Origin of the sequence: Olsenella sp. SW781 (assembly GCF_012027725.1) — a bacterium.
In the GTDB taxonomy this organism is placed as follows: domain Bacteria; phylum Actinomycetota; class Coriobacteriia; order Coriobacteriales; family Atopobiaceae; genus Thermophilibacter.
Map to the genome: position 1 here is coordinate 25,718 of NZ_SJOU01000019.1, position 19,347 is coordinate 45,064.

The window sequence follows — 19,347 nt, forward strand, 5'->3', positions numbered from 1 at the left end:
GTGCAAAGGGGGCCGTGCAAAGGGGACAGGCACTTTTGCACGGCCCCCTTTGCACGGCCGCGCTACTTCTCCACGAGCCAGCTCTTGCCGGAGTCGTCGGTGACGCAGACCACGTCGTCGAAGAGCGGGCACTCACGCGTGCGCACCACGCGGGCGGGATTGCCCACGACGGTGGTGTGAGGAGGGACGTCGTCCACCACCACCGAGCCGGCCCCTACGCGGGCGCCGTCTCCCACCGTGATGGTGCCGAGGAGGATGGAGCCGGCCCCGACGAGCACGTTGTCGCCGAGGGTGGGGTGGCGCTTGCCGCCGTGCTTGCCGGTCATGCCGAGGGTGGCGCCGTGGTACATGAGGCAGTCGTCCCCGATGACGGCGGTTCCGCCGATGACCACGCCGACGCCATGGTCGATGGTGAATCGACGGCCGATCCGCGCGGCGGGATGGATGTCGGCGCCGTACCTGATGCGAGAGCGCATGGCGAGCCAGAGCGCGAGCGATCGATGCCCCCGCTCGTAGAGCCAGTGCTGGATACGGTAGGCGCGCACGATGCGATAGCCCGCCGAGAAGCGCGTGATGTCGGAGACGCTGTCGGCGGAAGGGTCGCGCGCGAAGGCCGCCTCGGCGTCCTCGCGGATCATGGCGCGCAGGCCGAGCCGCGCGTCCTTCTCGCCCTGTGCCGGGGTGCTCGCGGTGACCATGGCGACGGCGCCCATCAGAGGTCCATCGAGAGGTAGCGCTCGCCCGTGTCGGGCAGGACGGCGACGATCGTCTTGCCTGCCATGTCGGGCCGCTCGGCGAGCGAGAGGGCGGCCGCGACGGCGGCGCCCGAGGAGATGCCCACGAGGATGCCGAGCTCCCCGGCGAGCCGCTTCATCGTGGCGACGGCGTCGTCGGAGGCCACGGGCATGATCTCGTCTACGACCGAGCGGTCGAAGTTGCCGGGCACGAAGTTGGCGCCGATTCCCTGAATCTTGTGGGGGCCCGCCACGCCGCCGGCGAGCACCTGCGACTCCGCGGGCTCCACCGCGACGGCGCGGAGGCCGGGGTTCTTCTCCTTGAGGAAGCGAGTGGAGCCCGAGATGGTGCCGCCCGTTCCCACGCCGGCCACGAGGACGTCGACGGAGCCCTCGGTGTCGGCCCAGATCTCGGGCCCGGTGGTCTCGTAGTGGGCTCGGGGGTTGGCGGGGTTGTCGAACTGTCCCGCGATGATCGAGTTGGGGGTGGCGGCCGCGAGCTCCTCGGCGCGGGCGACGGCGCCGGCCATGCCCTCCGAGCCGGGCGTCAGCACGACCTCGGCGCCGTAGGCCGCGGCGAGGCGGCGGCGCTCGACGCTCATGGTCTCGGGCATGGTGAGGACGAGGTGATAGCCGCGGGCGGCGGCGACCATGGCGAGGCCGACGCCGGTGTTGCCGCTCGTGGGCTCGATGATGGTGCCCCCGGGGGCGAGGCGCCCCTCGCGCTCCGCGGCGTCGACCATGGCGCGGGCGATGCGGTCCTTCGCGGAGCCGCCGGGGTTGGCGGCCTCGAGCTTTCCGAGGATGGTGACGGGGCTGCTGGTGAGGTCGGAGAGGTCCACCAGGGGGGTGGAGCCAACGAGGGCCTCGACGGTGCGTGCGTGACGCATGGGTGCCTCCTTCGCGATATGTGCTGGTCGCGAGGTGTCGCCGGACGGCGATGTGCTCGCTTCGCTAAGGGTGGCACGTATAAACCCTCTGTGCAAGTAGGAATTACGCTCCTGAAACATCCCCGCGCCGGGTGTGCCATCCGCGTCATGCCATCTGCGTCAGGTTTGTTTGGCACGCCGGGCAGGCGTGCCAAACAAACCTGACGCAGATGGCATGACGCGGCTAGTAGAGGGGGAGCTCGCCGGTCAGGGGGTCGATCGTCTCGGCGGGAAGCGGCTCGAAGGCGAGGCAGGTGTAGGTGGGCTCGCCGTGGAACTCCGTGTGGCCGGCGTCGCGGACGAGCGCGACGGCAAGCCCGAGCTCGCGCCCGCGCGCGGCGAGGTCGAGCAGCTCCTCCTCGGAGTCCACATAGACGCAGACCTTGGCCACGCCGGCGTCGAACCAGTCCGTGAGCGGGCTGCGATCCGCGTCCGCATGCTCGAGCCAGGCCCAGCCGTCCGTCGCGCGGAGCTGGCCTGCGCGGCCCTCGCGCACGAGCGCCATGAGGGTCGCCTCCACGCACGCGTGACCGGCCTGCGCGGCAATCTTGCCCTTGCGCATCTTGAGGTCGCGGCGCATGACGATCATCTGCTTCGAGAGGTAGCTGCTGGATGGCATATCGGCTCCAATCTGTGCGGGATGGTGGCAGGGACGGACGTGCGAGGGGGCGTGCAAAGGGGACAGGCGTGCAAAGGGGACGGGCGTGCAAAGGGGACGGGCGTGCAAAGGGGACAGGCACTTTTGCACGGGCGTGCCGTGCAAAAGTGCCTGTCCCCTTTGCACGCCCGTCCCCTTTGCACGCCCCCTCGCCTACTGCCTCGGGGAGACGTAGGACTCGTCGACGGTGATCTTGCAGATGGCGCGCGGATAGTGGCCGCGCACGAGCTCGGAGACGCGGGCGCGCAGCTCGGAGGCGCTGAGCGCGCAGTCGGTCGGCCGCACGCAGTCAAAGATCACGTTGGTGTGCGTGGGGCCGGGGACGCAGCGCAGGTCGTGGATCGAGAGCCGCTCGTCGATGCCCTTCACGGCGAGGTCGATCCAGTGGCGCATGTCGCGCACCTGCGGGTCGTTGGTGACGATGGGGTCGTAGTGGAGCGTCATCACGAGCCCCTCGTCGTCCTTGAAGTCCTGCTCGATGTTGTCGAGAAGGTCGTGCTGGTCAAGCGGGTTCCCCTCGGCCGCCATCTCCACGTGCGCGCTCGCGAACTGGCGGCCGGGGCCGTAGTCGTGGACCATGAGGTCGTGCGTCCCGAGCACGCCGGGATAGCTCATGATCTTGTTGCGGATGTGCTCGACGTAGGCCGGGTCGGGGACCTTGCCCAGAAGCGGGCTCACGGCCTCCCGGACGAGCTGCACGCCGCTCCAGAGGATGAAGCCGCCCACGGCCAGGCCCGCCCAGCCGTCGAGGTCGACGCCGACGAGCTGCGAGACGACGGCGGACGCGAGGACCGCCGCCGTGGCGATGACGTCGTTTCTCGAGTCCACGGCCGTGGCCTCGAGGGTCTCCGAGGAGATGGCGCGCCCGAGGCGTCGGTTGAACGCCGCCATCCAGAGCTTGACCGCCATCGAGCCCACGAGCACGACGACCACGGCCGGCCCGAACTCGGTGGGCTCGGGGCTCATGATCTTCTCGACGGAGGAGCCGACCAGGTTGATGCCGATGGCGCATACCAGGACGGCGACGACGAGGCCCGCCAGGTACTCGTAGCGGCCATGGCCGTAGGGGTGGTCCTCGTCCGCGGGCCGGCTCGCGAGCTTGAAGCCGAGCAGGCTCACCACGTTGCTCGAGGCGTCGGAGAGGTTGTTGACCGCGTCGGCGACGATGGAGACCGAGCCGGACACGAGCCCGACGGCGCCCTTCCCCACGCAGAGGAGGACGTTGCAGACGATGCAGGTGATGCTCGCCACGAGCCCGTAGCGCGTGCGCACCGCGGGGTCCCCCGTGTCATCCGCGTTGGGGACAAACGTCCGTATCAGCCAGCTCGTCATGCCAATCTCCCCCTGCCATCTTGTTCGGCAAGGGAGAAGTATACCCACATTCAGCGGATGCGAGCGGCCCTGAGCAGGGGAATCCTCACAAGCTGGTCGAGGGCGAGAAGGGCGGCGAGAAGGATGAGGCTCCAGACGACGCCCGTGGCGAGAAGGGCGGCCTCCCCGTGATCGAGCGCCGCGAGGCAGAGGTCCCAGCCGAAGGAGCGCCAGAGCGGGGAGAGGAGCGCCTGGGCGACGTAGAAGCCGAGTATGGAGGAGGCGAGCCGGCGCAGGAGCGCGGACAGGCGCGGGGGCATGCGGTCGTCGGCGCGCGCGGCGGCAACGGCGACCGAGCAGACGGCGAGCGCGAAGGAGAGGGCCGAGGTCGACTTGAACGAGAGCGCCACGAGGAGGTCCGTGTTGCCCGCGAGGGCTGCCGCGGCCTCCACGGCGACGGTCAGCCCCGAGCAGCAGGCGAGCGCGATCCCGGGTCGGGGAAGCCCGCGCTCGGCGAGCGCGCCGCCCACGAGAAACGCCGCGAGATAGCTGACGGCGCTCATGAGCTTGCGCCACTCGAGGAGGTTGCGCACCTCGTCTCCCGGGGAGACGAAGGCGATGTAGGCGTTGACCGCAAAGACGCAGGCCGCAAGCGCCCAGACGACGGCGACGGGGCGGCGCAGGCGTCTCCAGACCCAGCCGATGAGGGGCGTGGCGAGCACGATGACGAGATAGACCCAGATGAACTCGAGCCAGGAGAAGACCCAGAGCGGGCTCTCGAGCGAGATGCCCTCGATGGGGACGACCCAGGCGTCGACTGCGAGCGCGCCCAGGACGTAGAGGGCGACGGTCAGGAGGATGGTGGCCGCACGTCGCGCGGCGCCCCTCGCCTGCTCGCGCCAGTAGCCCGGCTCGCCCGAGCGCGCTGCGGCGCGCGGCACGAGGAAGAGGCCCGAGATGAGGAAGAAGACGTGGTTGCCGTATGAGCCGAGGAGGTTGACGCACCCGAGCGTCGCGAGCATGCCGGGGCTCGTCACCCAGACGTCCCAGGCGTCGACCGTCGCGGCGGAGAACCACGGCTGGAAGGTGTGGAAGACGGCGATGCCGAGAATGGCCACGAGCCTGAGCGCCTCGATGCGCGCGTTGCGAGGGGCCTGGGCGTTCTCGGTCATGGGGTCCTTTCGTCGTGGTGGGGTCAAGTATACGTCCGCGACCCTGGTTGCGCGAATCTGCCACGAATCCGACGGAGGGCGTCGTTTCCGGAGGAACGGCAGGTGGGAGGGCGAGAAGTGCCGTCTTGCGGGCATTCTCGCCCCTGCGGCGGCGTCCCGCCCTTCTGCTCCGGCCCCTAGAATGCCCACAAGGACGGCGGAAGAGGGGAGAGACGATGGGGCTTGTCGTTGTGTCCGCCTGGGTGGCCGCCCGCGCCGTGCTCGCGGTGGCGCTCGGGCTGGCGGCCATCGAGGACCTTGCGCGCAGGGTCATCCCGGACGGGTGCTCGGTCGCGGTGGCGGCGTCGGGGGCCGCGTCGGTCGTGGCGCGGGCGGCGGCGGGCGAGGCGGCCGGCGCGCTCGTGGCAGACGCGCTCGCGGGGGCGCTCGCGACGCTCGCCGTGATGCTCGGCGCGGCGCTCGCCTCGTGGCGGGCGCGGGGGACGCCCGGCGTCGGGGGAGGGGACGTCAAGCTGCTCGGTGCGGTCGGGGTGTGGCTCGGCCCCGCGTGGGGGCTCGCCGCCGTCGCGCTCTCCTGCACGGCGGCGCTCGTCCTTTGGGGCGCGGCGCGGCTCGTTCGGAGGGCCGTCGGGGCCGGCGCGGCGCGCGGCGCAGCGGCGGGTGCGGGCGTGCCCCTCGCGCCGGGAATCGCGGTGACGACCCTGGGGATCGTCCTTCTCGGCCTGCCGCGGTGAGGCCTCGGCGGCGGCCGCTCGCCGCGCGTCTGACGGCAAAGCCCGACGTAGAGGGCCTGCGGCATGCCGTCTGCGACATTCTGCGCGCACATCGGGCGCGCGAGGGTTATATCTAGGATGTCGCCACCCGTGCCACCGCGCCGGGCGCGCGACGCATTCGGGCACGACGGCCCCCGACCGTCGTGCCTGGGAGGTCCCCGCGGCGGGGCGGCGCGAACGGCCCGCCCCGCCGCTGAGCGGCGGCCCCGCTGGGTCGTCACGGACGCGGCCCGCCGCCCGAACGCCGTCGTTCGGAGCCGCTAGAATGAGGGGACGAGGAGAGGGGACACCATGAGGATCATCGACAGGCTTTCCGCGCGCCAGACGTTCTCGTTCGAGATCTTCCCGCCCAAGGGGGAGCTCCCCCTGGAGACCGCCTACGAGGTGGCGAGCGAGATGGCGCAGGACCGCCCGGACTGGATCTCGGTCACGTACTCCGCCGGCGGCTCGGGCAACTCTGCGAACACCGTGCCCATCGCCGCATCGATAGAGCGCGACCTCGGCGTCACCGCCCTCGCGCACCTCACCTGCCTCGGCTCGACGAGCGAGGATGTGGACGCCTACGTCGACTCGCTCGAGGAGGCCGGGATCGAGAACGTGCTCGCCCTGCGCGGCGACCGCGCCCCCGGGCGCGAGGCGCGCGACTTCGGCCACGCGTCCGACCTCATCGCCTACCTGCGCGACCGCGGGTCCGACCTCTGCATCGGCGCCGCATGCTACCCCGAGGGGCACGTCGAGTCGCCTTCGGAGGAGGAGAGCTTCCGCTCGCTCTACCTCAAGCAGGAGGCGGGCGCCGACTACCTGGTCTCCCAGCTCTTCTTTGACAACGAGGACTTCTACCGGTTCCGCGAGAAGTGCCTGCGCCATCGCGTGCGCCTGCCCATCGTGGCGGGCATCATGCCGTTCACGAGCGTCAAGCAGATCCAGCGCATGGCGTTCACCTGCGGCGCGTCCATCCCGGCCAAGGTCGTGAAGCGGCTCGTGCTGGCGGGCGACGACCCCGCCGACCAGGCGCGCGCGGGCGTGGAGTACGCCTGCGAGCAGCTGGCGGACCTCGCCGCCAACGGCGTGGACGGCCTGCACGTCTACAGCATGAACAAGCCGTCCGTGGCGCACGCGGCCCGCGAGGCGCTCCTCGCCTGCGGCTACCTCGAGGCGTAGCGCGTGGCGGCGGCCGAGCCCTACGACGTCAGGTCGGTCGACCGCGGCGAGGTGCTGCGCTACCTCGGCTACGCGGGCCAGCCGATCACGCCCGAGCTGGACGCGCGCATCGACGAGGTCGTCGCGCGCTGCCTCGCCACGTGTCGCCCGCGCGGCGTGTGGCGCGTCTTCGACGTCGCGGCGCGCGGCGAGAAGGACGGCGTGCCCGTCATCTCGCTCGCGGGAGCCTCGCTCGAGCTCGCCGGGAACTCAATCGCCGAGCACCTGGACGGTGCCGTGGCGGTGGGGGCGCTCGCCGTGACCGTGGGGATGGGGGTCGAGGCCGAGCTGCGTCGCCTCTCGCTCACGGACCCGCTCGCGCAGGTGATCTTCGATGCTGCGGGGACGGCCGCCGTGGAGCGCGCGGCCGACGCCGCGGAGGCGGGCGTCGTCGCCGAGGCCGCCTCGCGCGGGCTCTTCTGCGGGACGCGCTTCTCGCCGGGCTACGGCGACCTGCCGCTTGCGACCCAGCCCGTCCTTCTCGCCTCGCTCGACGCCCAGCGCGCCCTGGGCATCACGCTGTCCCGGGAGCTCCTGATGTCGCCCACCAAGAGCGTGACCGCCGTGGTGGGGCTCTTCGAGCGGCCGCGCGGCACCGCGCACGCCAGCTGCGCGGGCTGTCCCTGCCGGGACTTCTGCGTGCTGCTGCGCGCGGGGAGCACCTGTCGGGGCTGAGCGCGCGGGGCGCGCGTGGCCGCGTTGCCGGAAACGGGGCTGTGGCGCCCGTCGCCGCCCGGGGGTTGAGAAAAGCGGAGTTATGGCAATCGGTGCGGAGCGTCAACAGGGCGTTCTTCTCGGCATGCTGCGGGATGGGGAGCTGTGGCAGTCCGATTGCTGCCACGGCCCCGATCGGGGCAACGCCCCGAGGCCAAAACCTGCCACGACCCGACCATCCGCAGCGGGCGCGCGTTTCCCGCCGGAAATCATCGGCTGCTAGGATGCTGTCGAGAAGAACGACCGAGAAGAACGACCGAGAAGAACGCGCGCAAGGAGGCGCCATGACCAACGTCGACACCCTCGCGGCGGCCCTCGCCGGAGACGGCTTCCTGCTCTTTGACGGCGCCATGGGCACCCAGCTCCAGGCGCGCGGCCTCGCCGCGGGGGAGCTGCCGGAGCTCCTGTGCCTCGAGCGCCCCGAGGTGGTGACGGAGGTCCACGCCGCCTACGTGGCGGCCGGGGCCGACGTGGTGACCACCAACACCTTCGGCGCCAACGCGGAGAAGCTCGGGTCCGCGGCCACGGTCGAGGAGGTCTTCTCGGCGGCCGTGGCCTGCGCCCGCGCGGCGGGCCCGCGCTACGTGGCGGCCGACATCGGCCCCACGGGGCAGCTCCTCGCGCCCATGGGGACCCTCCCCTTCGACGATGCCTACGAGCTCTTTGCCCGCCAGGTCCGCGCCGCCGACGCCGCGGGCGCGGACCTCTTCGTCATAGAGACGATGGCCGACCTCGCGGAGGCCAAGGCGGCCCTTCTCGCCGTGCGGGAGAACTCCGACCTCCCGGCCCTCGTCACGATGACCTTCCAGGAGGACGGCCGGACGTTCCTCGGCACCACGCCGGAGGTCGCCGCGCTCACGCTCTCCTCGCTCGGCGCGGCGGCCGTGGGCATCAACTGCTCGCTCGGGCCGGAGGAGGTGGCCCCGCTCGCGACCCGCATGCTGCCGTGGGCGAGCTGCCCCGTGATGGTGCAGGCAAACGCCGGCCTGCCGCGCGTGGTGGACGGCCAGACGGTCTTTGACATCGGCCCGGAGGAGTACGCCGCCGCCGTCGCCGGCATGCTGGACGCGGGCGTCACCATCGTGGGAGGCTGCTGCGGCACCACGCCGGCGCACGTCGCGGCCGAGCGCGCGCTGCTCGCCACCCGCGTGCCCGCGCGGCGCGAGCGTCCCGACCGCTTTGCGGTGTGCGGCCCCCAGGGCCTCTGCGCGCTCGCGCCCGGCCAGGTGGGCGTCATCGGCGAGCGCATCAACCCCACGGGCAAGCGGAAGATGAAGGAGGCCCTGCGCTCGGGCAACCACGACCACGTGCTCGGCGAGGCCATCGCCCAGGAGGCGGCCGGGGCCCAGATCCTCGACGTCAACGCCGGCCTGCCCGAGATCGACGAGCGCTCCGTCATGTGCCGGCTCGTGGACGAGCTCCAGGGCGTGACCACGCTGCCGCTGCAGATCGACTCGGCGGACCCCGCGGTCATCGAGGCCGCCGTGCGCGGCTACCCGGGAAAGCCGCTCATCAACTCCACCAACGGCCGCGACGACGTGCTCTCGGCCGTGGTGCCCGTCGCCGCGCGCTACGGCTGCGCGCTCGTGGGGCTCACCCTGGACGAGGGCGGCATCCCGCCCACGGCCGAGGGGCGCGTGGCCGTTGCCCGCAAGATCGTGGCCGCCACGGACGCGGCGGGCATCCCGCGCCACGACGTCGCGATCGACTGCCTCGCCATGGCCGCCTCCACCGACCAGTCCGCGCCGCGCGCGATCCTCGACGCCATCCGTCGCGTCAAGGAGGAGCTGCCGGGCGTGCGCTGCGTGCTCGGCGTCTCGAACATCAGCTTCGGCCTTCCGTTCCGCCCGCTCGTCAACGCGACCTTCCTCGCCGCCGCGCTCTCGGCCGGCCTCGACCTCGCGATCATCAACCCGGAGAGCCGGCGCATGATGGACGTCGTGGACTCCTGGCGCGTGCTCTCCGGCGAGGACGAGCAGGCGCGCTTCTACGTGGAGCACTACGCGGGCCGCTCGGACGCCTCCGCCGCCCCGGCGCAGGGCGAGAAGGGCGCCCCGGCCGCGGCGCCCGTCGACGCCGGCCTTCCGGACGATCCCGTGGAGCGCGTGCGCGCGCTCGTGCTCGCCGGCCGCGGCGGCCCCGTCCCCGACGCGGTGCGCGAGGTGCTTCTCGCGCATGACGCGCTCTTCGTCATCAACGAGGCCATCATCCCGGCGCTCGACGAGGTGGGCCGCCGCTTCGAGGCGGGGACGTTCTTCCTGCCGCAGCTCATGGCGTCGGCCGAGGCGGCCAAGGCGGGCTTTGAGGTGGTGCGCGCGGCGAGCGAGAAGGACGGGGCGCCCGCGGGCGACAAGGGCACCGTGGTGGTGTGCACCGTCAAGGGGGACATCCACGACATCGGCAAGAACATCGTGCGCATGCTGCTCGAGAACTACGGCTTCGACGTCATCGACCTCGGGCGCGACGTGGCGCCCAAGACGGTGGCCGACGTCGTGGTGGAGCGTCATGTGCGCCTGGTGGGGCTCTCGGCGCTCATGACGTCCACGGTGCCGGCCATGGCCGAGACCATCGAGCTCCTGCGCGAGCGGGCGCCGTGGTGCAGGGTCGTCGTGGGCGGCGCGGTGCTCACGCCCGAGTACGCCCAGATGGTGGGCGCGGACTTCTACGCGAAGGACGCCACGGAGACCGCCCGCATCGCCGGCGAGGTCCTCGGGCGCTAGTTTGCGCCCGGATGCGCCCGGCCCGGGCGGCCCTCACGTGACGATGCGGACCACGAGCTGGATGAGCTGGTCGATGGGCATCGGCTCGTCCTCCGAGGTCCAGGTGCGGATCGTGGAGACGATCCCCGAGAGGTAGAACTCCCGGACGATGCGCTCGGCCTGCTCGCCGAGGGGCTCCTCCGGCAGGAAGAACCGGTCCACGAGCGGGCTGATGATCTCCTTCAGCCGCTGGGTGAACGCCGGGTCGCCGTGGTCGCCCAGGAGGACCCGCGTGTACTCGCGGGACTTCTCGGCAAGCCGGAGGATGAGGCTCATGTGCTGCGAGAAGTCGAGCCGGTCGCCCTGGAGCAGGCGCTTGTTGACCAGGTGGTCGATGACGCCGAGCACCTGCCCCTCGATCTCCTCCAGAAGCTCGTAGACGTCGTGATAGTAGAGGTAGAACGTGGCGCGGTTGTAGCCCGCGCGGTCCGTGATCTCCCGCACGGAGATCTTCTCGATGGGGCGCTCGCGGTAGAGCTCCCAGAACGCCTGGCGGAGGTTTGCCCGCGTCTGCTCGGTGACCTGCGGCTGCTTTCTCATGGCTCCCTCGTCCCCGAGCGTGGAAAAGTGCCTGTCCCTTTTCCACGTTCAGCTTCTCTGTGGCTTCGTGTGCGCGCTGAGAAGACTCGACACTTGCCCGGCGGGTGTCGAGCCGGGGTTCTTCTCGCCGCCTGCGGCCAGTATACTTCCGTTTAGACAACACGCTGTCGAGTAATCGGAGATGGCATGTCATACATCGAGTTCAGCGACGTCGTGCGCAGCTACGGCGAGGGCGGCGCCAAGATCAACGCCCTCGACGGGGCAAGCTTCGTCGTGGAGAAGGGCGAGCTCGCCGTCATCCTGGGGGCGTCCGGCGCGGGCAAGACCACGGCCCTCAACATCCTGGGCGGCATGGACACCGCCACGTCCGGCAAGGTCGTGGTGGGAGGGCGCGACATCAGCGCCGCGGGCGAGAACGACCTCGTGATGTACCGGCGCGCCGACGTGGGCTTTGTCTTCCAGTTCTACAACCTCGTGCCCAACCTCACGGCGCTGGAGAACGTGGAGCTTGCGGCGCAGATCTGCCCCGACTCGCTCGACGCGGCGGAGACGCTCGAGAAGGTCGGCCTGGCGGAGCGCCTGGACAACTTCCCGGCCCAGCTCTCCGGCGGCGAGCAGCAGCGCGTCTCCATCGCGCGCGCGATCGCCAAGAACCCCAAGCTCCTGCTCTGCGACGAGCCCACGGGCGCGCTCGACTACGTCACCGGCAAGCAGATCCTGCAGCTCCTGCAGGACACCTGCCGGCGCGACGGCATCACGGTCATCATCGTCACGCACAACGCGGCCCTCGCCGACATGGCCGACCGCCTCATCCGCTTCAAGAGCGGGCGCGTGACGGACATGACCGTGAACCCCGACCCCAAGCCCATCGCCGAGATCGAGTGGTAGCGAGGCGAGAAGGACGTGGCGGCACGGGGCGGCATATCCACTGCGTTCTCCAAGGACGTCCTGCGCACGGTGCGCGGGAGCCTGAAGCGCTTCGTGGCCCTCGCCACGATCACCGCGCTCGGCGTGACCATGCTCGTGGGCCTTCGCGCCGCCTGTCTGGACCTGCGCAACTCCGCCGACGCCTTCTTTGACGAGCAGGGCCTCTTCGACGTGCGGGTGCAGTCCACCCTCGGCCTCACGGACGAGGACGTGGACGCGCTCTCGCGGCTCGACGGCGTGGGGGCCGTTGAGGGCGGCTACGTGGAGACGTGCTACACGACGGTGGGCGCCACCTCGGAGAAGGTGGACGTCAAGGCGCTCTCAGCCTCCGGCATGAACGAGCCCCTCGTGCTCGAGGGGCGCCTGCCCGAGTCCGCGGGCGAGGTCGCGGTGACCGCGCGCTACCTCAAGGACTCCGGCCTCTCCGTCGGGGACACGGTGAGCTTCCATGGCGCCGATGACGGCGAGGAGCCCAGCGAGGACGAGTCCGCGCTCGACTCCGGCTCGACGGAGGTCTTCGAGCGCGGGGACTACACGATCGTGGGGTCCGTGCTCGACCCGATGGAGATCAACGCGGGCGAGGGGACGATGTCCTTCCGCTCGAGCGGCGGCTCGCAGTACTCCTTCTTCGTGACGGAGGGCGGCGTCGTCGACCCGAGCGTCTACACCGTGGCGTACGTCATGGTCGACGGCGCCGCCGAGCCGCTCTGCTACTCGGCGGAGTACGAGGGCATCGTCGACGAGGTGCTCCAGAGCGTCGAGGACGCGCGCGCCGAGCGCGAGCGCGCCCGCGGGGAGCAGGTCCGCTCCGACGCCACCGAGGAGGTGGACGACGCGGAGGCCGAGGCCCTCGAGGAGCTGGCCGACGCCGAGCAGGAGCTCATCGACGGCCAGGCGGAGCTCGACGAGGGGCGCGCCGAGGTCGCGGACGGCCAGCGCGAGCTCGACGAGCAGCGCGCGGACGCCCTCGCGCAGCTCGAGGACGCCCAGGACACGATCGACGAGAGCCGCCGGGCGCTCGAGGAGGGCGCTGCGGAGTACGAGGACGGCCTTGCCGCGTACGAGGAGGGCCTCGCCGCGTACGAGGCGGCGCTTCCGGGTGCCGAGCAGCAGCTTCGAGACGGCCAGGCCCAGCTTGACGCCGCGCGCGCGAACATCTCCGGCGTCGAGGTCGCCGAGGGCGTCACGATAGGCGACCTCGAGGCGCAGCGCGACCAGGCCCAGGCGGCCGTGGACACCCTGCCGGGGACCATCGCGTCGATTGACGCCACCGCCGAGGGCGTGGCGTCGGGACTCGACCAGATATCGGAGGCGCTCAAGGGCCTTCTGGGGATGGACTTCGGGATTGGGGAACTGGCGACGCAGGCACGCGACGCCTGGGCTGCCGTGGTGGCCGTCGACCCGAACGACGAGGCGGCCGTCAACTCCGCCGTTGGCGGGTACGCCGAGGTGCTCTCCCGGGCCTCGAAGACGCTCTCCACCTTCTCAGGGCTTCTCGGCGCCCAGATCGACCAGCTGAGCGAGAAGATCGCAGGCCTTAATGGCCAGATCGAGGAGCTCGGCCGTGCCATCGAGGAGAACGAGGGGGAGCTCGCGGACCTCACCGACAGAATCGAGGAGCTCCAGGAGTCCGACCCCGAGTCTTCCGACCTCGAGGGCCTGCTCAATCAGAAGCTGGAGCTCGAGGGGACGCTCGAGGGGCAGCGGAAGGACCTCGAGGACCTCGAGGGGCAGCGTGACGGGCTCCAGGTACAGCTCGACTCCTATGCCGGCTATCAGACGAGCCTCGACCAGCTTATCTCCTTCGGAAGCGACGAATCCGCGGACGGCCAGGGCGCCACGGCCCTGGCGAGCGGCCGCGTCCAGGCGCAGGCGGGCCTTGCCCAGGCCCAGGCGGGGCTCGACCAGCTCAACCCCGCGATCGAGCAGGCGAGGGGCGCCGTCGAGGCGGAGCTTGCCACGCAGCAGGCGGCCATCGACCGGGGCTGGCAGGAGCTTCGGGACGCCTATGGCGAGCTCGAGGGCGCCCGCGTCCTTCTCGCCCAGAGCGCGGGGCAGATAGCCGACGGGCGGGCGCAGCTCGCGGAGGGCCAGGCCGAGCTCGACCGCCAGCGTGCCGACGCCCTGGCGCAGCTCGCCGACGCCCAGCGCCAGCTCGACGACGCCCTCGCCGAGATCGCCGACGGCCAGGCCGAGCTCGACGAGGGGCGCGCCACCTTCGAGCAGGAGCGCGACGACGCCCTCGCCGAGATCGCCGACGCCCGCGAGGAGATCGCCGACCTCCCCGACGCCACGTGGTACGTGCAGGACCGCTCGAGCCTCTCGAGCTACGCGAGCGTGGAGTCCGACGCCTCCTCGATCGAGGCCATCGGGACCGTCATCCCCATCGTGTTCTTCGTGGTGGCCGTGCTCATCAGCCTCACCACGATGACGCGCATGGTGGACGAGGAGCGCGGGCTCATCGGCGTCTACAAGGCGCTCGGGTACGGCCGCGGGAGCATCCTCTCGAAGTACGCCCTCTACGCGCTGGCGGCGTGCCTCGTCGGCGGCGTCGTGGGCAACGTGCTCGGCTTCGTGGTGCTGCCGGCCATCATCTTCACGATCTTCTCGACTATGTACGCCCTGCCGGGGTTTGCCTACGGCTTCGACGCCGCGTGGGCGCTTGCGGCGTTTGCGCTCTTCGCCGCGGGCATCGTGGGCGCGACGCTCATCACCTGCTGGCGGGAGCTCCGCGAGTCGCCCGCCTCGCTCATGCGCCCCAAGGCGCCCAGGGCCGGCTCGCGCATCCTGCTCGAGCGCGTGGGGCCCGTGTGGCGCCGGCTCGGCTTTCTCAGCAAGGTCACGGCGCGCAACCTCTTCCGCTACAAGCGGCGCCTCCTCATGACCGTCTTTGGCATCGCAGGATGCGTGGCGCTGCTCATCACGGGCTTCGGCATTCGCGACACCGTGCTCTCGCTCTCCCCGCGCCAGTATGGCGACGACGGCGTGAACCGCTATGACCTCATGGCCGTGACCTCGGCAGACGACCTCGACTCGGCCGTGGCCGACCTCGAGGGGAACCCCGAGGTCGAGGACGTGCTGCGCGTCTACATCGACAGCCTCACCGTGAGCTACGGCGACTCCAAGGAGAGCGTCTCGCTCATCGTGGTCCCGGACGGCACGGACCTCTCGGGCTACGCGCGGCTCGTGGACGAGTCAGGGCAGCCCGTCGCGCTGCCGGAGGACGGGGCCGTCATAACCAAGAACGCCGAGCAGGTCATGGGCTTCTCGCTCGGAGACGAGCTCCACCTCCAGGACTCGACCCTCGCCGAGGGGACGACGTCCGTGGGCGGCATCGCGATGAGCTACCTGGGCAACACCCTCTACATGACCGAGAGCGCCTACGAGGCCGCCTTCGGCGCGCCCTGCGAGCAGAACGGCGTGCTCGCGCACCTCACGGGGGACGCCGACGAGCAGGTCGCCTTCTCCGAGGGGCTCACCGAGGACGGCCGCTACCTCTCGGTGGTCTCCACCCAGAAGCTCGTGAACGACTTCTCGAGCGCGTTCACGCTCATCAACACCGTGGTCTACGTGGTCATCGTGCTGGCGGCGGCGCTCTCGTTCACGGTGGTGTTCACGCTCTCCAACACCAACATCTCCGAGCGCGAGCGCGAGCTCGCCACGATCAAGGTGCTTGGCTTCAGGCGGCCCGAGGTGCATCGCTACATCAACAAGGAGACGCTCATCCTTACGGGGATCGGCATCGTCTGCGGCATGCCGATGGGCTACTTCCTCGCGCGGTCTCTGACGTGGATCTTGCGCATGCCGTCGCTCTACTTCGACGTGGTCGTGGACCCGCTCACGTACGTGATCTCCGCGGTGCTGGCCTTCGTGTTCACGCTGCTGGTGAACCTCATCACTGACCGCTCGCTCGACCGCATCGACATGGTCGGCGCCCTCAAGTCCGCCGAGTAGCAAAAGGGGACGGGCGTGCCACTGGCGTCAGGTTTATTTGGCGCGGCCCGCGCCAAATAAACCTGACGCCAGTGGCACGCCCGTCCCCTTTTGCCGCCTGCGGCCCCGTGCCCGTCCCCCTTGCAGGTCATGCGCAATCTGGGATTTCCGGAAACACGCGATTGCGCGTTCTTCTCGCCATGCGCAACTCAGCTTTTTTGGTCAAATACGCGGGACTTTCCCGTTTACGTATGCTCCAGCAATGCGTAACTCAAGAAAACCGGCAAGGAGCGGACGCGTAATCGCGCGTTTCCGGAAAACCGAGGTTGCGCGTCCTCGTGCGCCGGTGGCCGGTTCCTTTCTCCGGCTTACCCCTCACGCTGGGCGAGAAACGCCTTCGTGCGCTCTTCGCGCGGGTGGTCGATGACCTGCTCGGCCGGGCCTTGCTCCACGATCACGCCGCCGTCCATGAAGACGATGCGATCCGCGACCTCTCGCGCGAAGCCCATCTCGTGCGTGACGATGACCATGGTCATGTTCTCCGCCGCGAGCTCCTTGATGACGCGCAGGACCTCGGCCGTGAGCTCGGGGTCGAGGGCGCTCGTGGGCTCGTCGAAGTAGACGATGTCGGGGTGCATGGCGAGCGCCCGGGCGATGCTCGCGCGCTGCTGCTGGCCGCCCGAGAGCTGGCAGGGCACCTTGTCCTCGTTGCCGGCGAGCCCCATCTTGGCAAGAAGCGCCCGGGCCTCCGCCTCGGCCTCCGCGCGATCGCGCCCCTGCACGCACACGGGCGCGTCCATGACGTTGCGCAGCACCGAGAAGTGCGGGAACAGGTTGTAGTTCTGGAAGACCAGGCCAAAGCGCTGGCGGGCCCGGGCGAGCACGTTCTTGTCGCCATACGCGCCCCCGCGGGCCACGGCGACGTCCTCGTAGGAGAGGTCGCCGTCGTCCAGGCGCTCAAGCAGCGTGAGGCAGCGCAGCAAGGTGGACTTGCCGCCACCGGAGGGGCCGATGATGGCAATGACCTCGCCGGGGCTGACGGAGAGCGAGATGTCGCGCAGGACCTCCACGTCACCGAAGCTCTTGCGCGCGTGGTCGAGGGAGACCACCGGGCGCGCCTCGTTCTTCTCGACGCTAGTCATGGTAGTAGCTCAGCTTTCTCTCGATCTGCCCGGCCACGAAGTCGACGAGCAGGTTGAAGATCCAGTAGAAGGCCGCCGCGATGGCGAAGGGGAGCATGCTCACCTGGCTCGCCACGAGCTGCTTGGCCACGGTGAACATCTCGATGACGCCGATGGAGAAGGCGAGCGAGGTGTCCTTGACGAGCGTGATGACCTCGTTGGTCATGGACGGCATGATGCGCTTGACCACCTGCGGAAGCACGATGCGCACGAACGTCTGCGCCTTGGAGTAGCCGAGGACCTCGGCCGCCTCGTGCTGGCCGCGCGGGATGGACTGGATGCCGGAGCGATAGATCTCGGCGAAGTAGGCGGCGTAGTTGACGATGAAGGCCACGATCGTGGCGTACCACTTGCTGTCGGTGGTGAGGCTGATGCCAAAGACGTAGTACGGCACGAAGTAGATGGCGAACATCTGCAGCATGAGCGGGGTGCCGCGCATGATGGAGATGTAGAAGCGGGCGAGAAGGGCGAGCGGCTTCACGCGGCTCATGCGGGCGAAGGCGACGAGCATGCCGAGGGGCAGCGACCCCAGCAGCGTGAAGGCGAATATCTGGAGGCTGACGAGGAACCCCTCGGCGAGCATCCCTGTCATGGTGAGCGTGTCCACGCTGCTCCTTTCACGACCAGGATGCCTAAAAGGGGCCAGGCCCCTTTTAGGCATCCCTGGGAGGAACCTTTGGGTCGGGCGCCGCTAGGCGAGGCACCAGTTTTCGTAGGAGATGCCGTCCTCGGCGTACTTCTCGCAGAGCTCCTGGACGAAGCCATCCTCGTCCATGGCGCGCAGCGACTCGTTGACCGTCTCGGCCGTGGCGTCGTCGCCCTTCTTGAAGCCGACGGCGTAGTGCTCCTCGGAGAGGAACTCGTCGAGCTGGACATAGGCGTCGGGCTTGGCGGCGAGCTGGTAGGCGGAGATGGAGAGGTCGCAGGCCACGGCGTCGACGGCGCCGGACTCGAGCTGCATGAAGGCGGTGTTGTAGTCGCCGATGGTCTCGAGGCTGGCGAAGGTGGCGGCGAGGTCCGCCTGCGTGGCGTCATCCCCGGCGAGCACGTTGTAGGCGGCGGAGTCGACCTGCGTGATCACGGCCTTGCCGGCGAGGTCGTCAAAGCTGGCAATGCCGGAGTCGGCGCGCGCGACGATGACCTGGCCGTTGATCATGTACGGCTCGGAGAAGGTGTAGTCGTCCTCGCGGCCCTCCATGGTGAAGCCGTTCCAGATGCAGTTGATGGCTCCGCTATCGAGCAGGGTGTCCTTGGCGTCCCAGTCGATGGCCTCGAGCTGGACCTCCCAGCCGTTGCGGCTGGCGACCTCCTGGGCGAGCTCGAGGTCGAAGCCGGTGTACTCGCCGTCGTCGCCGACGTAGCCGTAGGGCGGGTAGGAGGAGTCAAAGCCCACGATGAGGGTGCCGGTGTCCGCGGCTCCGGTGCCGGCGGCCTCGGCCGAGGGGTCTGCGGCGTCGTCGGAGCTGGCGGGGGTGCCGCCGCAGCCGGCGAGCGCGGCGACGGACAGGGCAGAGAGCGAGGTGAGAATGAACGACCTTCTGTTCATGGCGGTCATGGCGGTCATGGCGGTTCCTCCCGGTTTGGTGCTTCCCGGCTGTGCCGGTACTTTACTCTGCTAAAGCAGGGAAGAATATACGCTTTAGCGTGATGGAGTACAAGGAAGGTGGTCGTCGGTTTTCAGGTTGGTAACAGAGCGGCTGTGGTATGATGGCGCCTCACGAGGGAGTAGTGGCACGCCGCGTGCGGCGTGTGGTGCGTCAACACGCTGGCCGCAGGGCCTGGCGCGCCTTAATCAACGAGACTCGCGACGAGGGTGAGGGGCCCTCGTCGCGAGTCTTTTTCTTTGACGCTGAGACGAGAGGGGACGTCATGGGTATTGTCGAGCTGCTTCTCATCGCCGTTGGGCTGTCCATGGACGCGTTTGCCGTCTCCATCTGCCGAGGCCTGGGGATGCGGAGGCTCAACCTGCGGACTGCCGCCGTGCTGGCCCTCTTCTTTGGTGGGTTTCAGGCGCTGATGCCGCTCGTCGGGTGGGCTCTCGGCAGCCAGTTCATGTGGCTCATCGAGCCGGTGGACCACTGGGTGGCGTTTGTCCTGCTCGCGTTCATCGGCGGCAAGATGCTCTGGGAGGCCTTCCACGAGGAGGACGACTGCTGCGGCTGCGAGGACACGAGCGGAATTGACCTGCGGGAGTTTCTCGTGCTGGCGGTGGCCACCTCGATCGACGCGCTGGCGGCGGGAATCTCGTTCGCGGCGCTTGCCGTGGACATCGTCCCGACGGTCGCCCTCATCGGCGTCATCACGTTTTGTCTCTCGTTTGCCGGGGTCGCGGTGGGCCACTACTTCGGCGCGCGCTACGAGAAGCCCGCAAGCATCGTCGGCGGCGTGGTGCTCATCCTCATTGGCCTCAAGGTCCTCCTCGAGCACCTCGGCGTGCTGTGATTCGGGGACGGGCTATTTCTCTCGGGGAGTCCGGGGCGGGCCTGCCACCGTCCCTTATACACATCGCCGAGCCC

16 protein-coding genes are annotated in these 19,347 nt (G+C 69.9%); 7 read left to right on the forward strand and 9 right to left on the reverse strand.

What is annotated here, in order from left to right; translation table 11 throughout:
- Positions 1-62: 62 nt before the first annotated feature.
- The 5 genes from epsC to E0L17_RS09955 all read right to left on the reverse strand — a co-directional run bounded on the left by epsC (position 63) and on the right by E0L17_RS09955 (position 4,804).
- On the reverse strand, positions 63-713 hold the full coding sequence (epsC, locus tag E0L17_RS09935) for a serine O-acetyltransferase EpsC (RefSeq protein WP_167931080.1): 651 nt from the start codon (positions 711-713) through the stop codon (positions 63-65).
- Positions 713-1,624, reverse strand: coding sequence for a cysteine synthase A (cysK, locus tag E0L17_RS09940; RefSeq protein ID WP_167931081.1), 912 nt, complete (start codon positions 1,622-1,624; stop codon positions 713-715). Before cysK ends, epsC begins: the two co-directional genes overlap by 1 nt.
- Before the next feature lie 223 nt (positions 1,625-1,847).
- On the reverse strand, positions 1,848-2,282 hold the full coding sequence (gene pth2, locus E0L17_RS09945; protein ID WP_075279487.1) for an aminoacyl-tRNA hydrolase: 435 nt from the start codon (positions 2,280-2,282) through the stop codon (positions 1,848-1,850).
- A 192-nt stretch (positions 2,283-2,474) separates the two neighbouring features.
- Positions 2,475-3,653 (reverse strand): cation diffusion facilitator family transporter, encoded by a 1,179-nt coding sequence (locus E0L17_RS09950; RefSeq protein ID WP_167931082.1) that lies wholly within the window; start codon positions 3,651-3,653, stop codon positions 2,475-2,477.
- Positions 3,654-3,703: 50 nt separating this feature from the next.
- Positions 3,704-4,804, reverse strand: coding sequence for an acyltransferase family protein (locus E0L17_RS09955; RefSeq protein ID WP_167931083.1), 1,101 nt, complete (start codon positions 4,802-4,804; stop codon positions 3,704-3,706).
- 215 nt (positions 4,805-5,019) lie between these two features.
- Here E0L17_RS09955 and E0L17_RS09960 point away from each other — a divergent pair, with 215 nt between their 5' ends.
- From E0L17_RS09960 to E0L17_RS09975, 4 genes are all read left to right on the forward strand, one after another.
- Entirely contained in the window at positions 5,020-5,538 is a 519-nt protein-coding gene (locus E0L17_RS09960; RefSeq protein WP_167931084.1) for a prepilin peptidase, read from the forward strand.
- A gap of 330 nt (positions 5,539-5,868) precedes the next feature.
- Positions 5,869-6,738 carry a methylenetetrahydrofolate reductase gene (locus E0L17_RS09965; protein ID WP_167931085.1) on the forward strand — a complete coding sequence of 290 codons (870 nt, stop codon included), beginning with the start codon at positions 5,869-5,871 and terminating at the stop codon, positions 6,736-6,738.
- Between the two features lie 3 nt (positions 6,739-6,741).
- Positions 6,742-7,452 (forward strand): vitamin B12 dependent-methionine synthase activation domain-containing protein, encoded by a 711-nt coding sequence (locus tag E0L17_RS11310; RefSeq protein ID WP_167931086.1) that lies wholly within the window; start codon positions 6,742-6,744, stop codon positions 7,450-7,452.
- Positions 7,453-7,775: 323 nt separating this feature from the next.
- Positions 7,776-10,211, forward strand: coding sequence for a homocysteine S-methyltransferase family protein (locus E0L17_RS09975; RefSeq protein WP_167931087.1), 2,436 nt, complete (start codon positions 7,776-7,778; stop codon positions 10,209-10,211).
- Positions 10,212-10,244: 33 nt separating this feature from the next.
- Here the strand turns inward: E0L17_RS09975 and E0L17_RS09980 are convergent, their stop codons facing one another.
- Positions 10,245-10,790: a TetR/AcrR family transcriptional regulator gene (locus tag E0L17_RS09980; RefSeq protein WP_167931088.1), complete on the reverse strand. Its 546-nt coding sequence runs from the start codon at positions 10,788-10,790 to the stop codon at positions 10,245-10,247.
- Between the two features lie 186 nt (positions 10,791-10,976).
- Between E0L17_RS09980 and E0L17_RS09985 the strand changes: the two genes are divergently transcribed.
- Both E0L17_RS09985 and E0L17_RS09990 read left to right on the forward strand, forming a co-directional pair.
- Positions 10,977-11,678: an ABC transporter ATP-binding protein gene (locus E0L17_RS09985; RefSeq protein ID WP_167931089.1), complete on the forward strand. Its 702-nt coding sequence runs from the start codon at positions 10,977-10,979 to the stop codon at positions 11,676-11,678.
- 15 nt (positions 11,679-11,693) lie between these two features.
- Entirely contained in the window at positions 11,694-15,671 is a 3,978-nt protein-coding gene (locus tag E0L17_RS09990) for an FtsX-like permease family protein (RefSeq protein ID WP_353652979.1), read from the forward strand.
- Positions 15,672-16,018: 347 nt separating this feature from the next.
- Here E0L17_RS09990 and E0L17_RS09995 read toward each other — a convergent pair whose 3' ends face one another.
- The 3 genes from E0L17_RS09995 to E0L17_RS10005 all read right to left on the reverse strand — a co-directional run bounded on the left by E0L17_RS09995 (position 16,019) and on the right by E0L17_RS10005 (position 18,395).
- Complete coding sequence (locus E0L17_RS09995; protein ID WP_167931090.1) at positions 16,019-16,792, reverse strand: amino acid ABC transporter ATP-binding protein; 774 nt, start codon at positions 16,790-16,792, stop codon at positions 16,019-16,021.
- On the reverse strand, positions 16,785-17,438 hold the full coding sequence (locus E0L17_RS10000; protein WP_445332092.1) for an amino acid ABC transporter permease: 654 nt from the start codon (positions 17,436-17,438) through the stop codon (positions 16,785-16,787). The genes E0L17_RS09995 and E0L17_RS10000 overlap by 8 nt, the downstream gene beginning before the upstream one ends.
- Positions 17,439-17,522: 84 nt before the next feature.
- Entirely contained in the window at positions 17,523-18,395 is an 873-nt protein-coding gene (locus tag E0L17_RS10005) for a transporter substrate-binding domain-containing protein (RefSeq protein WP_286163442.1), read from the reverse strand.
- Positions 18,396-18,700: 305 nt separating this feature from the next.
- Here E0L17_RS10005 and E0L17_RS10010 point away from each other — a divergent pair, with 305 nt between their 5' ends.
- Positions 18,701-19,273, forward strand: a complete 573-nt coding sequence (locus tag E0L17_RS10010; RefSeq protein WP_167931091.1) for a manganese efflux pump MntP — start codon at positions 18,701-18,703, stop codon at positions 19,271-19,273.
- Positions 19,274-19,347 lie beyond the last annotated feature (74 nt).

What these genes read in the sequence shown, in the direction of transcription:
- epsC (WP_167931080.1), bottom strand. Translation starts at nt 713, where the DNA reads ATGGGCGCCGTCGCCATGGTCACCGCGAGCACCCCGGCACAGGGCGAG.
- cysK (WP_167931081.1), bottom strand. Translation starts at nt 1,624, where the DNA reads ATGCGTCACGCACGCACCGTCGAGGCCCTCGTTGGCTCCACCCCCCTG.
- pth2 (WP_075279487.1), bottom strand. Translation starts at nt 2,282, where the DNA reads ATGCCATCCAGCAGCTACCTCTCGAAGCAGATGATCGTCATGCGCCGC.
- E0L17_RS09950 (WP_167931082.1), bottom strand. Translation starts at nt 3,653, where the DNA reads ATGACGAGCTGGCTGATACGGACGTTTGTCCCCAACGCGGATGACACG.
- E0L17_RS09955 (WP_167931083.1), bottom strand. Translation starts at nt 4,804, where the DNA reads ATGACCGAGAACGCCCAGGCCCCTCGCAACGCGCGCATCGAGGCGCTC.
- E0L17_RS09960 (WP_167931084.1), top strand. Translation starts at nt 5,020, where the DNA reads ATGGGGCTTGTCGTTGTGTCCGCCTGGGTGGCCGCCCGCGCCGTGCTC.
- E0L17_RS09965 (WP_167931085.1), top strand. Translation starts at nt 5,869, where the DNA reads ATGAGGATCATCGACAGGCTTTCCGCGCGCCAGACGTTCTCGTTCGAG.
- E0L17_RS09975 (WP_167931087.1), top strand. Translation starts at nt 7,776, where the DNA reads ATGACCAACGTCGACACCCTCGCGGCGGCCCTCGCCGGAGACGGCTTC.
- E0L17_RS09980 (WP_167931088.1), bottom strand. Translation starts at nt 10,790, where the DNA reads ATGAGAAAGCAGCCGCAGGTCACCGAGCAGACGCGGGCAAACCTCCGC.
- E0L17_RS09985 (WP_167931089.1), top strand. Translation starts at nt 10,977, where the DNA reads ATGTCATACATCGAGTTCAGCGACGTCGTGCGCAGCTACGGCGAGGGC.
- E0L17_RS09995 (WP_167931090.1), bottom strand. Translation starts at nt 16,792, where the DNA reads ATGACTAGCGTCGAGAAGAACGAGGCGCGCCCGGTGGTCTCCCTCGAC.
- E0L17_RS10005 (WP_286163442.1), bottom strand. Translation starts at nt 18,395, where the DNA reads ATGACCGCCATGACCGCCATGAACAGAAGGTCGTTCATTCTCACCTCG.
- E0L17_RS10010 (WP_167931091.1), top strand. Translation starts at nt 18,701, where the DNA reads ATGGGTATTGTCGAGCTGCTTCTCATCGCCGTTGGGCTGTCCATGGAC.